At 71.8% G+C, this 15684-nt stretch carries 7 protein-coding genes and 1 pseudogene; 4 read left to right on the forward strand and 4 right to left on the reverse strand.

The annotated features are described in order from the left end of the window. Nucleotides 1-57: 57 nt before the first annotated feature. The gene (locus tag OHB00_RS16825) at nucleotides 58-753 is read left to right on the forward strand and encodes a response regulator (RefSeq protein WP_406435717.1); all 696 of its coding nucleotides are present in this window, start codon (nucleotides 58-60) and stop codon (nucleotides 751-753) included. Between the two features lie 60 nt (nucleotides 754-813). Here the strand turns inward: OHB00_RS16825 and OHB00_RS16830 are convergent. The 3 genes and pseudogenes from OHB00_RS16830 to OHB00_RS16840 all read right to left on the reverse strand — a co-directional run. After that, nucleotides 814-990, reverse strand: a pseudogene (locus OHB00_RS16830) (ATP-binding protein); the annotation flags it as partial. A 270-nt stretch (nucleotides 991-1260) separates the two neighbouring features. Next, nucleotides 1261-1818 carry a hypothetical protein gene (locus OHB00_RS16835; protein ID WP_406435718.1) on the reverse strand — a complete coding sequence of 186 codons (558 nt, stop codon included), beginning with the start codon at nucleotides 1816-1818 and terminating at the stop codon, nucleotides 1261-1263. Beyond that, nucleotides 1818-10208, reverse strand: coding sequence for a DNRLRE domain-containing protein (locus OHB00_RS16840; protein ID WP_406435719.1), 8391 nt, complete (start codon nucleotides 10206-10208; stop codon nucleotides 1818-1820). Before OHB00_RS16840 ends, OHB00_RS16835 begins: the two co-directional genes overlap by 1 nt. Before the next feature lie 341 nt (nucleotides 10209-10549). Between OHB00_RS16840 and OHB00_RS16845 the strand changes: the two genes are divergently transcribed. The 3 genes from OHB00_RS16845 to OHB00_RS16855 all read left to right on the forward strand — a co-directional run bounded on the left by OHB00_RS16845 (nucleotide 10550) and on the right by OHB00_RS16855 (nucleotide 13663). Further along, the gene (locus OHB00_RS16845; protein ID WP_406435720.1) at nucleotides 10550-11164 is read left to right on the forward strand and encodes a DUF1326 domain-containing protein; all 615 of its coding nucleotides are present in this window, start codon (nucleotides 10550-10552) and stop codon (nucleotides 11162-11164) included. Continuing rightward, nucleotides 11161-11919, forward strand: coding sequence for a DUF2182 domain-containing protein (locus OHB00_RS16850; RefSeq protein ID WP_406435721.1), 759 nt, complete (start codon nucleotides 11161-11163; stop codon nucleotides 11917-11919). The genes OHB00_RS16845 and OHB00_RS16850 overlap by 4 nt, the downstream gene beginning before the upstream one ends. Before the next feature lie 292 nt (nucleotides 11920-12211). Beyond that, complete coding sequence (locus OHB00_RS16855; RefSeq protein WP_406435722.1) at nucleotides 12212-13663, forward strand: amidase; 1452 nt, start codon at nucleotides 12212-12214, stop codon at nucleotides 13661-13663. A gap of 253 nt (nucleotides 13664-13916) precedes the next feature. Here OHB00_RS16855 and OHB00_RS16860 read toward each other — a convergent pair whose 3' ends face one another. After that, nucleotides 13917-15329 (reverse strand): cytochrome P450, encoded by a 1413-nt coding sequence (locus tag OHB00_RS16860; protein WP_406435723.1) that lies wholly within the window; start codon nucleotides 15327-15329, stop codon nucleotides 13917-13919. Between the last annotated feature and the right edge of the window lie 355 nt (nucleotides 15330-15684).

Genomic DNA, 15684 nt, shown 5'->3' on the forward strand with positions numbered 1-15684 from the left:
GTGATCGTCGTGTAACAGTGCCCCGACCGCCCGGTGATCGCCGCCGATACTGAGCGCATGCCTCGTGTCCTCCTCATCGAAGACGACCCCGGCGTCGGCGAAGGCGTGCGGCCGGCCCTGCGCCGCCAGGGGCACGACGTCGCGACCGCCGGCACCGGGGAGGAGGTGCTGGGCCTGCTGCGGTCGTTCCGGCCGGACGTCGTGGTGCTGGACCTGATGCTGCCCGGGACGACGGGGCTGGAGGTGTGCCGGCGGATCCGCGCGGACAGCCAGGTGCCGATCATCATGGTGACGGCCGTGGGCGACGACGTGGACATCGTGGTCGGACTCGAAACCGGGGCGGACGACTACGTGGTCGGCCCCGTCCGGGCCCGGGTGCTGGAGGCCAGGATCCGCGCCGTACTGCGCCGCCTGCGCGCCGGGCCCTCCCCCGACGGCGGCGCCCCGGCCGCCGAGACGTACGGCGAGCTCCGCATCGACCGGGCCGGACTCAGCGTCACCCGCGGGGACGACGCGGTCCCGCTGGCCCCGTCCGAGTTACGGCTGCTGCTGTCGCTGTCCGCCTCCCCCGGCCGGGTGTTCAGTCGTCAGCAGCTGCTGGAGGCCGTCTGGGAACGCGACAACCACGGCGACGTCCGGCTGGTGGACGCCTGTGTCAGACGACTCCGGACCAAGCTGGGCGAACCCCCACGGCACCCGCGCTACATCCAGACCGTCCGGGGTTTCGGCTACCGGTTCCACAGCCCCCGGTGAGGGCGCGGTTGTTCCGAACGCCTCGGCGAACTGCCCGCACTCGTCCGACTCGGCGCACTCCTCCACGACGGCGAAGTCCAGGCCCACGGACCTGCCGCCGGTCCGGCGGCCGCGGGACCTGTCGGCGCGCCAGAAGCGGTCGAAGACACGGGTCAGGTCGCCGGCGGCGATCCCGGTGCCGGTGTCGGTGTCGGCGACCTCGATCAGGACCTGTCCGCCCGCCTGGCGGCAGCGCAGACCAGCACTGGCCCCCGGTCATCCCTCCCACCTCGGTGACGGCCGGGCTGGCCGGCGCCGTCCTGATCGGCATGCCGGCCGACGTCTGCCCGTCCCTCCGAGCGGCCCGCCCGACCCCGGCGGAAGCGCTCGCGACGACCCAGTAGTGCTGCCCCCGACCGCCGGCCCGGTGCGGTGGGCGAAGGTTCGACCGCGCACCGAACACGACTAGCGAGGACTCGAGCACGGCCTGAGCCTGGACCACTTCGAGGGCCGCACCTGGCGCGGCGGCTAGACGGTCACATGGGCGTAGACCAGCGGCGCGGAGGAGTCGGTCTCGTCGACGGTCAGCAGGGCGGTTCCGGTGGTGCCTCCCTGCTCGGGGATGTCCGCGTAGAGGCCGGTGAGGTGTCCCTCGGTACCGATCTTCCAGGGCAGTCCGACGGAGTCGATGTCGTCCTGGTCCAGGCTCGCGTTCCCGGTCGTCAGGTCCCCGGTGGTCCTGCCCAGGGAGGTCACGAACTCCTTCAGGCCGTCGTCGGTGGTGCGGAAGCGCAGATAGATGTCCTGGCCGCTGTCCGCGCTGCCGTCGCCCGGGACCACCAGGTAGGAGGCGTCCCGGGCACCGGCCGGCACCGTGAGCCGGAAGGTCTTCTGCAGTGCGGCGCCGGGGACGCCCTGCTTCTCCGCCGTGGTCCCGGAGGAGGCCGCGGGGGGCTGGGGAGTGGCGGACACCACCGGCCAGGCCACCACCGCGACGGCGGCCAGCAGCAGCACACCGCAGAGCACGAGCAGCAGCGGGACGGCGGATCCCCGCGGGACGCGCTCCTCGCGCGCGGTGTGCGGCATCACGGCTTCTTCCTCATCTTGGACGTTCCCCGGACGTCGTAGTCCCGGGCGAGTCCCACGGTGTGCAGGTGGGCGATCTCCGGCTGGGCGATGTTGTAGCTGAGTACTCCGGGGATGGTGATCTTCAGGTTCGCCCGGTGCTCGCTCGGGACTCCCCAGTCGTAGCGCTTCCTGACCCTCAGGTTGTAGGTGAACCCGTACTTGGTCTGCAGTGAGCCGTCCGCCCGCCACTGGAAGTGGTTGAGGGCGTAGTACCAGTCCAGGGTCTTCCACTTGCCGCTGTAGTCGGCGTGGGTCTTCCGCCAGCCCGAGTCGAACACCCCGCGCTTCCTGCCGTTGAGGTAGGCGCGTACGTCGTGCCGGAAACGGGGGATCTCCTTGAGCATGCTGGAGGGGTGCAGGTGGAAGGTGGTTCCCTTGTTGTCGAGCCAGTGGTCGAGAAGAGCATAGGCGTTGTCCCAGCCGTGGTAGGCGAGTCCCCGGGAGACGTTGGCCATGCGGTTGAAGATGACCTGATCGTGCGAGGTCGGCCTCTCCTTCTTGTACTTGCGGTCCTCGGTGTCCTTGCAGGTGCCGCAGCCGGGGTACTCGCCGGTGGGGTCGCTGAGGACGGTGGGGCGGTTGAGGGCGAAGTCGTAGGGGTCGCTGTAGTCGGTGCCCTCCGCGGACGGCAGCGGGTCCACGGCGGTGAAGCGGCCGGTGCCGCTGTCGTAGTCGCGGGCGCGCATGTCGTACAGGCCGGTGACGCTGTCGAGGTACTGGCCCTGGAAGCGCAGCGGGTTGCCGGTCGCGTAGCTGCCGCTGGTGCCGAGCTGCTCGCCGAAGGCGTCGAAGGTCGCGGTGCCGGTGACCGCCGTCGAGGTGGCGGTGTCCTCGATGGTGCCGTCCGGGTCGTCCAGCAGCCAGGTGAAGGTGCCGGTGGTGGCGCCGGTGTCGGCGACGGCGGTGCCCAGGGAGTTGCCCGGGTCGGACCACCACTGGTGGACGGCGCCGCCGCTGCCGTCGTTCTCGGCGACGCGGGTGGCGAGCTGGTCCACGGTGTCCCAGGTCCAGGTCGCGTCGGTGGTGCCGGCGACGGTGCGGCTGACCCGGTCTCCGCTGTCGTCGTAGCCGTAGGAGACGGTACGGCCGTCGGCGAGCGTCACCGACTGGAGGTTGCCGTCGAGTCCGTAGGTGTACGTCCGCCTGCTCGTCCCGGTGGTCTCGGAGGCGAGGCTGCCGTTCGCGTCGTAGGTGTAGGCGGTGTCGGTGCCGTTGGCGGACTCGGTGGTGAGCCGGTCGTCGGTGTCGTAGGCGTACGTCGTCGCCACGCCGTTCTTGGTCATGGCGGTGCGGTTGCCGTCGTCGTCGTAGGTGTAGGCGGTGGCCGGCGCGGACGAGGTGCAGGTGCTGCCGGAGGCGGGCCGGCACTCCTTGGTGAGCTGTCCGGCGTTGTCGTAGCTGTAGAGGGTGGTGGTGGCCGTCGAGCTGCGGGTGGTGGTGAGGGTGGCCGGGCTGCCGGCGTCGTTCCAGGTGATGTCGTACTTGGTGAGGGTGGAGCCGCTCTGGGTGTGGGTGAGCGAGGTGAGTTCGCCGGCCGCGTCGTAGGCGCGGGTGGTCGTCGGGCCGTTCTGGCGGCTGGTGGTGAGGGTGTTGCCGGCGGCGTCGTAGGTGTAGTCGACCTTCGCGGTGGTGCCGGAAGTGGCGGTGAGGGTGGTGCTGGAGAGCAGGTTGTCGTCGCCGTAGACGTAGCTCTGGCTGCGGCCGTCGGGCAGGTCGCGTTCGGTGATCCGGCCCTGGGTGTCGCGAGCGTAGGTGAAGGCGGCACCGGCACGGTTCACCGAGGTGACGCGGCCCGCCGCGTCGTACTGCGTGGCCGTCGAGGTGACCGTGGAGTCGGCGGACGTCTGGACGGTGACCACGGGCCGGTCCGCGCCGTCGTAGACGTAGGCCACGTCGTCGCTGCTGTCGCTGTGGGTGACGGAGGTGGTGCGGCCCAGGGTGTCGTAGCCGTAGTCGACGGTCCCGCCGGGCAGCGCCTTCTCGGTGAGCCGGCCGCTGATGTCATAGGTGTAGGAGGTGGCCCGGCCCGCCGGGGTGGTGGCGGTCCTGAGCCGGCCGGCGGTGTCGTAGGCGTAGGTCTGGGTACGGCCCTTGGGGTTCTTGGTGGTGAGGAGGGCGCCGGACTTGTCGTAGGTGTACGTGGTCACCGCGCCGTCGGGGTCGGTGACCTTGGCGACCTTGCCGGCCGGGGTGTACGCGTAGGCGGTGCTGCCGCCCGCCGGGTCGGTGCTCGTGGTGAGGCGGCCGAGGGCGTCGTAGTCCGAGGTCGTCGACCGGCCCAGCGGGTCGGTCACCTTCGTCCGGTTGCCGTCGGCGTCGTAGGAGTACGTGGTGGTCTTGGAGCGCGGGTCGACCATGGAGACGCGTCGGCCGTCCTCGTCGTAGGTGTACGTGGTGGTCGAACCGCCGCCCGTGACGGTGCGGATGAGCCGGCCCACGCCGTCGTAGGTGTTGGTCGTGGTGACCGTGGAACTCTGCCGGGTGACCCGGCCCAGCGCGTCATAGGTGTAACCGGTCGCCGCGCCACTGGCGTCGGTCTGCTTGAGCACGTGGTCGAGGGCGTCGTACGCGGTGGTCGAGGTGTGGCCGAGCGGGTCGGTGACGGCGACGCTGCGGTCGTGGCCGTCGTAGGCGGTGACGGTGTCGAGGTACTGGCTGGTGTCCTCGGGGTCCACCTGGCGCTGGCGGACCTGCAGTCCGGCCTCGTCGTAGGAGTACAGGACCGTGTTGACGCGCTTGGTCTCGGCGTCGGCGCCGGAGACGTTGCCGGCCGGAGTCGTCATGGTCAGGACGTCGTGGTCGGGGCCGAAGGTGCGGGTGGTGGTGGCGCCGCCGGGCTCGACGGTGGCGGTCTCGTTGCCCGCCGCGTCGTAGGTGTGCGAGGTCACCCGGCCCATCGGGTCGGTCTCGGTGAGCGTCCGGCCGCTGCTGTCGTAGGTGTACGAGGTGACGCCGCCGGACTCGTCGGTGCTGCTCAGCAGCCGCCCGGTGTCGTCGTAGACGCTGGACGCGGTGTTGCCCAGCGGGTCCGTGCGGGTCAGCTCACGGTTGGCCGCGTCGTAGGTGAACGTGGTCGTGTGCTTCGCCGGGTCGGCGCCCGCGACGTTGCCGGCCGGGGAGGTCTCGGTCAGCTCGTTGTGCGCGCTGTCGTAGGTGTAGGTGGTGGTCCGGCCGCCCGGGCTGGTCTCCGAGATCTTGTCGCCGGCCTGGTTGTAGGCGTAGGTGGTGGTGTGCCCGAGCTGGTCGGTGCTGCTCTTCGGCAGGCCGAGGTCGTTGTAGGCCGTCGAGGTCTCGGTGCCGTCCGGGAAGCCGGTGCGGGTGAGGCGTCCGGAGCCGTCGTAGGTGTACGAGGTGGTCCTGCCGAGGGTGTCCGTGGTGGTCGCGGGCTGGCTGCCGCGGGTCCAGTCGTAGGTGGTGCTGTCGGTGGCCGTGTCGGCGTCGGCGAGATAGCCGGGGATGCGGACGCCGGTGGTGCGGGAGGTGAGGAGGTTCTTCACCACGGCCGTGCCGCCGGTGGGCCGCCCCTCGTCGTAGCGGTTGACGGTGTGGGTGCGGGCGGCGACGACGGTGCCCGCGTCGAGGGCAGGCATGCCGCCGGAGGCCGGGACGCTCCCGGTGAGCGTCACCGGGTGCAGCGGGCCGAGTGTCTCCAGCTGATCGACGCCGTCCTTGTCGTAGACGGTGGTGTCCGACAGCAGGTCGGCCCGCTGGGCGGTGGTCAGCGCGGACAGGCCCAGTTCGTCCAGGCGGTCCTGGACGGCGTCGCCGCCGAGCGCGAGCCGCCGGTTGGCGGCGGTCAGGGTGCGCACGGGGTTGCCGTGGGCGTCGTAGTCGGTGCCGGCGATGTCGCCGCCGGGCTCGGCGGTGTCGGTCTCCCGGCCGGAGGCGTCGAGGTAGTGGACGGTGGCCTTGCCGTAGTCGCCGGCGGCCAGATGTCCCTCGCCGGTGTGGCCGGACGGGGTCTGATCGGGCGGGAAGACGGCGGTGGCGTCGGTGGGCACCACCGCCTGGCCCCAGGAGGCGACGTCGGCGGCGCCGAGGGCGTAGGGCGCGGCGCTGCCGCTGGTGGGCACGGCGTAGACCACGGAGGTGGTGGCCACGCCGCCGATGTCGCTCTGGGAACCCGCGGTCACGGTGGGCCGGGAGGCGCTGAGCAGCATGCCGGGTCCGGCCGTGGCGCTGTCCCCGGCGCTGCCGTAGGTGAGGGTCCAGGGGAGTTCGCCGGGCGGGGTGAGGGTGGTGACGCGGCCGGCGTCGTCGTAGGCGTAGGCCGTCGTGGAGGCCGTCGAGGAGCTCTGCGCGACGGCGGCCTCGCGCAGCCGGCCCCGGTCGTCGTAGCGGTAGGTGGCGAGCACCCGGGCGGCAGGGGTGTCGGAGGAGGGCGTGGGCGACCAGGCCGTCACCGAGTGGAGGCGGCCGCTGTAGGTGCCGAGGGAGCCGGAGCCGGCCGTGGTCGTCGTGTCGTAGCCGAAGTCGACGGTCACGCAGCCTGCCGCCGGGGCGCTGCCGGGGTTCGTGGCGCAGGTGGTCGCCGGGGTGGTGGCGGTGGCCGACGGGGAGACGATCCGGACCAGACGCCGGCGCGCGGAGCCGCCGCTGCCCACGGTGTCGTAGACGTAGGTGGTGGCGTCGCCGGGTGCGGGGGTGCTGGCGTGCACGAGGTACACCGAGTCGTCGGCCGACTTGGTGAACGTGGTCGAGCCGCCGTCGCTGTCGGTGAGGGTGAAGACGCCCTTGGCCTTGTCGGAGGCAAGGGTCATGGACTCGGCTCCTGGTTCGGGCGTCCAGGTGCCGTCCTTGGCGAGGGTGAAGCCGATGACCGTGCCGTCGCCGAGGACGGCCTGGGCGGCGGTCGCCGAGGGGGTGCGGACCATGGCGTAGTCGGCGGAGGTCAGTTCGGCGACGCCGGAGACCGTCCACTGCGGGCCGAACGGGGAGACCAGTCCGTCGGACTCGCTGCCGTTGTCGGGGGTGCGGGAGGAGGCGGTACGGCTGAGGGTGACGTCGTAGGCGGAGACGTCGGTGGCGTCCACCTGGAAGTCGCCGGTCAGCAGGTTGACGTCGCCGGGGCCGACCTCGGTGGTGGCGGCGGCGCCCGCTTCGCGGTCGACGACGACGTCGACCGGGTCGGCCGCGGGAGGTGAGTCGGCCCCGTCGAAGAGGGCGGTGATCTGGATCGGCCCGTCGGCGGCGAGGGTGTCGGTGACCTTCCAGACCAGGCGCGGCGAGGCGCCGTCGGTCATGGCGACCGGCCAGCCGACCGCGGACCCGTCGGACGCCTTGACCGTGTCGGAGGCCGGGACGGGGGTCCAGACGTCGGACTCGCCGACCCGGTAGGCGAAGGTGACTCCGGTGAGGTCGGCGGGTCCGGAGGCGGCGAGTTCGACGCTGCTGGCCGGGCGGTCGCCGCTGCCGGGCGAGGTGATCTCGGCGGTGCCGACATGGAACGTCTGCACCATGGCCGGGGACAGGTTGCCGGCCAGGTCGAGCGTCCAGGCGGTCATCGTGTGGCTGCCCTCGGCGGCCGGGATGACCTGGATCTCGACCGGGTCGCCGTCCGTGCCGACGGTGACCGGGTCACCGGAGTCGACGCGGTAGCGCAGGGCCACCGCGTCACTCGCCGGCGGGGTGACGGTGAACAGGCCCGGGGTGCCGGCGGCACCGGCCCAGGCACCGGCGGGGTAGTCGTCGGAGGAGATCTCGGGAGCGGCCGGGGCGGTCGAGTCGACGACGAAGCGGAAGTGGGCGGTGGCGCCCCAGTTGCCGGCGCTGTCCTGGGCCCGGATGTGCAGGTACCAGGTGCCGTCGCCCTTGGTGACGCGGTACTCGGTGCCGGTGGTGTCGGCCGTGGTGTCCGGCACGGTGGTGGCGCTGCCGTCCACCAGCAGGCTGTAGGCGGTGGCGCCGCCGGTCGGCGCGGACCAGGTGGCGTGGAAGTCGCCCGACGGGTAGGCGGCGGACTGGTCCGGGTGGGTGTCGGAGCCGACGGTGGGCACCGCGGGCAGGGTGGTGTCCACGGTGAACTTCATCTGGGCCGCGCCCGCCGACCAGTTGCCCGCCTTGTCCTTGGCCCGGACGTGCACGTAGTAGGTGCCGTCGGCGCTCACGGAGGTCGTGTACGAGGTGCCGGTCTGGTAGTTGTCGGTGGTCGCCGGGAGCGTCCCGGAGGCGGTGTCCACCTTGATGGCGTAGCCGGCGGCGCCGGACAGGTCCGCGGGGGCGGTCCAGGAGAAGGAGGCCGTGCGGGAGTTGTAGGCGCTGGTGGTGAGCGGGTGGGTGCTGGAGGTGACTCCGGTGGGCGCGCCGGGGGCGGTCGTGTCGACGTTGAACGCGAAGTGTCTGGTCGCCGACCACAGTCCGGTGTTGCCCTTGGCCGCCGCGTGCACGTACCAGGTGCCGTCGGTCTTGCCGGCCGCGGTGACCGAGGTGCCGGTCTGGGTGACGGTGGTGCCGGCCGCGGTGGTCGGCGACTGGTCCGTCTTGACCGCGTACCCGGCGACCCCGCTCGGGGCGGAGGCGGCCAGGGTGCCCGCGAAGTCGCCGGTGGTGTACCAGGACGACGAGGAGGGATGGCTGGTGCTGGTGACGGTCGGGGTGGTGGGTCCGTTGCTGTCGACGGTCAGGGTGTTCCAGCCGGACCAGCTGCCGGAGTCCGTACCGTCGTAGGCCTGGACCCGCCACTTGTACGTGCCGTCCGCGAGCGCTGACGGCGTCCAGGACGCGGTGGAGCCCGAGGAGACGTACGCGGAGGTGCCGACGGCCTTGCGGGTGGTGCCGGTGCTGTCCCAGACCTCGAAGGTCAGCCGGACGGTGTTGGCGTCCGCGTCGGTGGCCTTGGCCTGCAGGGTGGGGGTGGTGTCGGAGGTGGCGGTGCCTCCGGTGGGGGCGACCGGGGTGGGGGTGCCGGGCTTGGTGTTGTAGGTGACCGTGAGCTTCGGCGCGTAGGCGCTGTTGGAGTAGTTCGCGGAGCGGAAGCGGCGCCAGGTCGTCGAGTCGGTCTCGTCGGTGCCGTAGACCATCAGGCCGTAGTTGTCGGCGCCGTCGGCCCAGGCCTGCACGATGGCGTCGATGTCCCAGTTGGACCAGGCCGCCGGGCAGGACGAGGAGTAGCCGTGCGCGCCGGTGTTGACGACGGCGCCGGTTCCGGTGGAGGAGGGACGGGTCGCCCAGGTGACCGACGTCGACGACCAGGAGGAGGTGATCCGGCGGACGGTGGTGCCGGATCCGGAGGTCGAGCAGGTCGACGAGTAGTACGAGTACAGCGCGAGGTTGGTGTCCGTGATGTGCTTGCCCGCGAACTTCGACACGTCGAACTTCAGGTACGAGCGGGCCTTGTCCGAGCCGGCGTCGTAGGTGCCCGACTTCAGTTCCGTGGAGGAGACCTGGGAGTCCGGGTAGTCCGGGGTCTGCAGCCAGGTGTCGGTGGTCACCGCCAGGGTGGAGGTCGGGTCGACGGTCACCGGGTAGGTGAGGTCACCGTCGGCGAGGAAGTCCGGGTCGGGGGTGAGGACGAGGGTCTGCGAACCGTCGTCGGCGGTCTCCACCCTCGTGTCGACCCGCGCCCGGTGTGCCGACTCCCCCGAGGCCTTGTCCTCGCTGGAGTCCCACATCATCGGCGCGGGGGCCTCGGCGACCAGCTTGCCGTCGGCGTCCTTGAGCAGCAGATGCCCGGAGTCGGCCCGGGAGAGCGTCAGGCCGTCGGTGTGCAGGGGTATTCGGTAGACGACAGGCTGGGTGGGTGCCTTGTCCAGGACGACCGACTGCTCGAAGCCCTGGGCGAGCGCCTTGACGGTGAGGGTGGCGTCGTCGCCCACGTCGTAGGAGGCGGTGTCCCCGTCCACGGTGGGGGCCGGCAGCTTCTCGGGCCAGTCCAGACCGAAGACCTTGCTGCCCCGGGTGACCGAGACCAGGGCCTTGTCCCCGCCGTCCGAGACGGATACGGCCGCCGGGGAGACCTGCGGTTCCAGATCGGGGCCGACGTCGGTGAGGTCGGTGTCGACCGTGCGCCAGGTGCCGTCCGCCTGCTTGACCCGGACCGGACCGGCGTACGACTCGGCGGTGGTGGTGCCGTCCGGGTTGGCGTAGACCGAGGCGTCCGCCGTCCGCTCCGACAGGATCTCGACGCGCCGCCCGAGGAGCTGGGCGGTCAGCCGCGCGGACTTCGCGTCCGGGGCCTGAGCGGGGCCCGCGCCTTTGGTGCTCGCCGCCGCGGGCGCCTGGCCGGCGGCTGCGGCGGCGGGCCGCGCGAAACCCACCACCAGTACCGACTGCGCCGCCAGGCACAGCGCGACCAGCCCGGACATCCCCACCACAGGCACCCGAACGCGCCTGCCGAACACCCCGTACATTCCCAGCTCCTGACAACCGTTCAAGATCAGCCAACCGGAGGCGCATCTTGTCAGCCATTGGCGATTCCGTGAAGACCAGTCCATGACAAGTTCGGACGACACCCGCGAACAAAAGGGAGCATTGAGCGACAGAAAGAACGCCCTTGCGGTGGAATCGTGATGATCATGTGTCGAGGGGACGTGATCTTGTCCGGTGCGGGAGGCCGGGCCGTCGCCGGCAGCGGATCTGCGCGACCGGGGTCGCCGGGAATAGCCTGGACAGGAGTGGCACCGGGACGGAACGGAGCCTCCCGATGCCTTCCCCTGACCGAGGGGGACGTGGAAGAGGGAGGCGAAGAGCCGTGCCCTGGAGTCTGAACGGCACCTATCTGGAGAGCTGCAACTGTGACGTGGTGTGCCCCTGCACCACCTCGGGCCTCACCGACCCGGCCGACCACGAGCGCTGTCAGGTGACCTTCGCGTTCCACGTGGAGCGCGGGGACGTGGACGGCGTGGACGTCTCCGACCGCAGCGTCGCCGTCTTCATCGACGCGCCTCGGGTGATGGCCGAGGGCGGCTGGCAGGTGGCGCTGTATCTCGACGCCTCGGCCGACGACGGCCAGGCGGAGGCGCTGGGCAGGGTCTTCTCCGGCCAGGCCGGTGGGCCGATGGCCGCGCTCACTCCGCTCATCGGCGAGGTCCTGGGCGTGGAGCGCGTCCCCATCGACTACCGCGACGACGGCCGCCGCCACGCCGCACGGGTGGGCGACGCCATCGACATCGAGATCGAGGACCGGGTTGCCCCGCAGTTCGGCGCGGACGGTCCGGTCATGGGCCTGACCGGCATGTTCCACCCGGTGAGCAGCACGCTGACCATCGCCCGCTCCACCCGGGCGACGGGCGACGGCGTGTACGGCCGGTCCTGGGACTTCTCCGGCGGCAACGGACACTCGGCGCCCTTCACGTGGTCCGCGTGACCGGTCGGCCGGTCACCGTCCGCGGTGGGGCGGGTCCCGCCGGGCTGCTGCTGGTCGCCGCGGCCGCCGCCTGGCTCTGGCTGGTGACACGCCGGGACGGCATGCCGGCGATGCCGGGCACCATGGGTTTGGGGCTGCCCGCCTTCCTGGTGGTGTGGACGCTGATGACGGCCGCGATGATGCTGCCCGCCACGGCGCCCGTAGCCGCGCTGTACGCACGCACCATCACCGCGCACCGGACACCGCGCATGGTCGTTTTCACGATGGCCTACCTGCTCGTCTGGGCCGCGGCCGGGCTGCCCGCGTACGGGCTGGCCGCCGGCCTGGGACGGGCGGCGGGCCTCCCCGCCACGGCGGCGACCGCGGTGGCCGCGGCCGTGTTCGCGGTCAACGGCGTCTACCAGCTCACGCCCCTCAAGGACCGCTGCCTGGCGAAGTGCCGCTCGCCGGTCGGAATGATGCTGCGCTACGCCTCGTACCCGAGACCCTCACGCGATCTGCGGGCCGGAGCCCATCACGGAGCCTTCTGCCTGGGCTGCTGCTGGTCGCTGATGGTGCTGCTGGCGGCGTTCGGCGTGATGAACCTGTGGGCCATGGCGGCACTGACCGCCGTGATCACGGCTGAGAAACTGGCCCCGGCCGGCCGCCTGGTGGCCCGCGGCGTGGGCATCGCCTCGATCGCCCTGGCCGTCGCCGTCTTCTGGCTCCCGGCACTGGCTCCGGGTCTCACCGCCGGCGGTGCCTCGGGGATGTAGCGCGGAGGGGAGCCGCGGCCACCCGGACCTCTGCCATCGGGCGCCGCCTCGGCCGGCTGACGGACGCGGGGCCGGCCACCGCCGGCCACGGCAGGCACGGCGGACCGCGCTTCCCGAGGCACCCCGCATCGGCTTTCGCCGACTCGGCGGCAGCGGCGGCTGTGGTGCCATCGCGGCGCTGGAAGTGGACGGACACTACGCCGTGACCCCCGCCAGGCGGGTGTTCGCGGACTTTTCCGTTGCGGGAGGCGGGATTTCATGGCCTCTGTGACGGTCCGTTAGCTTCGGACTCATGGATGGGAATCTTCGGCCGGCCGGAGAGCTGGCGGCCGCTTTGCGCGCTGGTGAGGTGTCCTCGGTGGAACTGACCGAGGCGGCGATCGCCGGGATCGAGCGGGACGAGGGAGTGATCAACGCGATCTGCGTGCCCGACTTCGATCGGGCCCGGGCGGCTGCGCTCCACGCCGACCGGGAACTCGGCCGGGGCGGGGATCGGCCGCTTCTGGGTGTTCCGGTGACGGTCAAGGAGTCCTACAACGTGGCCGGGATGCCGACGACCTGGGGCATGCCGCAGTACCGGGACTTCGTACCGGCCGAGGACGCGGTACAGGTGTCGCGGCTCGAAGCCGCCGGCGCGGTGGTGCTCGGCAAGTCCAATGTGCCATTGGGTCTGCAAGATCTGCAGAGCTTCAACGAGATCTACGGCACCACCAACAACCCGTGGGATCACGGTCGTACGCCGGGCGGGTCCTCCGGCGGATCGGCGGCGGCCCTGGCGGCCGGCTTCGGCGCGTTGTCCATCGGCTCCGACATCGGCGGCTCGCTGCGTACCCCCGCGCATTTCTGCGGTGTCTACGCGCACAAGCCGACACTCGGGCTGGTGGCGAACCGCGGTATGGTCCCGCCGGCCACGCCGGCATTGCCGGTCGACCTCGACCTCGCCGTCGTCGGCCCGATGGCGCGCACCGCCCGCGACCTCGCGCTCCTGCTCGACGTCATGGCCGGGCCGGACCCGCTGACGCTCGGCGTGGCGCACGACCTGGCCCTGCCGCCCGCACGCCACCAGCGGCTGGGCGACTTCCGGGTCCTGGTCCTCGACGAGCATCCGTTCATTCCGACCGGGTCCGCCGTGCGGGCCGGCGTGAACCGGGTGGCCGACGCACTTGTCGACGGCGGCGCCCACGTCGAACGGCACAGCCCGCTGCTGCCCGACCTGGCCGAAGCCGCGACGCTCTACACGCAGTTGCTGTTCTCGGCCTCCGTCGCGCGTTTTCCCGCCGACGCGTACGAGCAGCTGCGGACCCGCGCGGCCGGACTGAGCGCGGACGACCGGAGTCTCGGCGCGGCGCGGCTGCGCGGGATGGTGTTCAGCCACCGCGACCGGACCCGGGCGAACGACCGTCGCGAGCTCCACCGTCACGGCTGGCGGCAGCTCTTCGCCGAGTTCGACGCCGTGGTGTGCCCGATCACGCCGACTCCCGCGTTCCCGCACGACCACGACCCCGACCTGCTGGCACGCCGGATCGACATCGACGGCGTCGAGTACCCGTACCTGGACCAGCTCGTCTGGGCCGGTCTGGCCACCATGCCCGGCCTGCCCGCCACCGCGATACCCGCGGGCCGGTCCTCCGAGGGCCTGCCGGTGGGAGTGCAGCTCATCGGCCCGATGTTCGAGGACCGCACCACACTGCTCCTGGCCGACCTGCTCGAACAGCGGATCGGCGGCTTCCAGGCACCGAAGTGACGCCCGTCTCTGTGGCGCAACGGATGCGCCAGAGCCGTTCCAGAAAGCCACATGCGCGCTCCACCGCAGCGCACCACCGTCCGCGAGCCGCAGCACGCTCCAACACCACCAGCGTCTCGCCCCTCGCCGCGCCAGGGACGGCGGGCCGCAACCATGGCGGCGGCGCCAGAGACGCCGGTACCGCTCCATGGACGTGGCCCGGCGTCGGAAAGCGGAGGGTCGCCCCGTGCATGCGGGCTGCTCGGCCGGCCCGTCAGTCGGCCGAGTCCGCATGGAACGCCATGGCCAAGGCGTCGGGTTTGACTGTGATCACGGCCTGGGCACGCGGTGGACGGGAGGTCATCTCGAACCGGGGCCAGACCTGGAGGACGGTCGCGAGGATGATCTGGAGCTCGACCCACGCGAAGTTCTCTCCGATGCACTTGCGGCGGCCGTCGCCGAAGGCGAGAAAGGACCCTCGGGTGGTCGCGACGCGGTCCGCCTCCCAACGGTCCGGGTCGAAGGTGTCCGGGTCGGGGAAATGGGAGGAGTCGTGCTGGTGCAGATAGGGACTCCACACGACGTCGGCGCCCTCGGGTATGAGGTGTCCGCCGAGGACGGTGTCGCGGGCGGCGGTCCGCGTCACCATCCAGGACACCCCGTATTTTCTGATGGCCTCCTGCAGAACCCGTCGGCTGTACGGAAGTCGGTCGAGGTCGTCGTAGCGCAGCGGCCGGCCCTGGCACGCCGAGGCCAGTTCCTCGCGAAGACGTCGTTCGACGGCGGGATTGCCGGCGATCTCGTACAGCGCCCAGGCGAGTGTGGTGCCGGTGGTCTCGATCGCGCCGGCCAGGAGGGTGATGGCCTCGTCCTGGAGTTGCCGGCGGCCGAGTCGGTCTTCGACACCGAGCAGGGTCTCGAACAGACCCTTGTGCTGCCGGCGCGCCTCGGCCGCATGCGGGCAGGCCTCGGCGCCGGACGCACCGTCCGCCGAAGCGGATCCCGGTGCGGTGGCGTCGATGTGATGGTCGATGGCCTGGTCGATGAGGGCGCGCAGGCGGGCGACACGGCCGGCGTGCGCGCGGTTGGCGGGCAGCGGAAGCCGCGTGACCCAGGGCGGCAGAATGACCTGCCGAATCGTTCCTTTCATGATCTCGGGCATGAGGGCGGTGAACTCGCCCTCCAGGTGTGCGGGCAGGCCCGCGCCGAACACGGCGACGAGGAACGTGGCCAGGGTGATCTCGTTCATGCCGGCGAACATGTCGCGCGGCTCGGCCGCGGGCCAGGCACCGACCATCGTCCGCACCTGATCGATCATGGCGTTGCCACGCTCGGCGATATGCGCCTTGCTGAACATGGGCTGCATCAGGCGGCGGTTGCGCAGATGGGTGTCGCCGTCGGCGACGGTCGCGACTCCGTCACCGAGGAAGACCCGCAGCGCGTCGTAGTACTTGCCGCCCTTGGGGAAGTGGGCGGCGTCGGTCACCAGGACACGGCGGGCCAGTGCGGGGTCCGTGACCACGTAGGCCGGTGTGGGGCCGATGCGAATGCGCACCACACTGCCGTGTTCGCGCAGCGAGGTGATGAACGGCAGCGGGTCGCGGACCAGGCGGAGTCCGTGTCCGATCAGCGGCAGTCCGCCGGGGGCCGTAGGGGTGGGGATGGGTGCCGTGGGGGTGGCGCTCATCACGCGTTCACTCCTCGTGGGGGAGGGACCAAACGCCCGAATACATGCCCATGACAGCTACCCTCGATGCACCGTGGCGAGATCCTTGCGCCACATATCGGTCCGCCCGACGTCCCTGTCCGCCCCGGTGCGCCGCAGGCCCGCAGCAGGGCATTCAGCTGTGCCGCCCGCTGACGGCGCACGGGCGAGACAAGGCCGGTGCCTCGGAGCGCTCAGGACGCGGACCGCACGCCAGGGCAGCCGGCCACGGTGCTGACGGCGCCTCGGCGGAGGCGACCGGCGTGGCGCGCGGCCGCGCGGGTGGGATCCGGCTGCGCTCCGGCAGGCCCGGACTGCTGCGTCCGACGGTGCTCGC

Origin of the sequence: Streptomyces sp. NBC_00631 (assembly GCF_045206895.1) — a bacterium.
Taxonomy (GTDB): domain Bacteria; phylum Actinomycetota; class Actinomycetes; order Streptomycetales; family Streptomycetaceae; genus Streptomyces.

Bases quoted from the DNA above. Each gene is read 5' to 3' on its own strand.
- OHB00_RS16825 (WP_406435717.1), top strand. From the start codon at position 58: ATGCCTCGTGTCCTCCTCATCGAAGACGACCCCGGCGTCGGCGAAGGC.
- OHB00_RS16835 (WP_406435718.1), bottom strand. From the start codon at position 1,818: ATGCCGCACACCGCGCGCGAGGAGCGCGTCCCGCGGGGATCCGCCGTC.
- OHB00_RS16840 (WP_406435719.1), bottom strand. From the start codon at position 10,208: ATGTACGGGGTGTTCGGCAGGCGCGTTCGGGTGCCTGTGGTGGGGATG.
- OHB00_RS16855 (WP_406435722.1), top strand. From the start codon at position 12,212: ATGGATGGGAATCTTCGGCCGGCCGGAGAGCTGGCGGCCGCTTTGCGC.
- OHB00_RS16860 (WP_406435723.1), bottom strand. From the start codon at position 15,329: ATGAGCGCCACCCCCACGGCACCCATCCCCACCCCTACGGCCCCCGGC.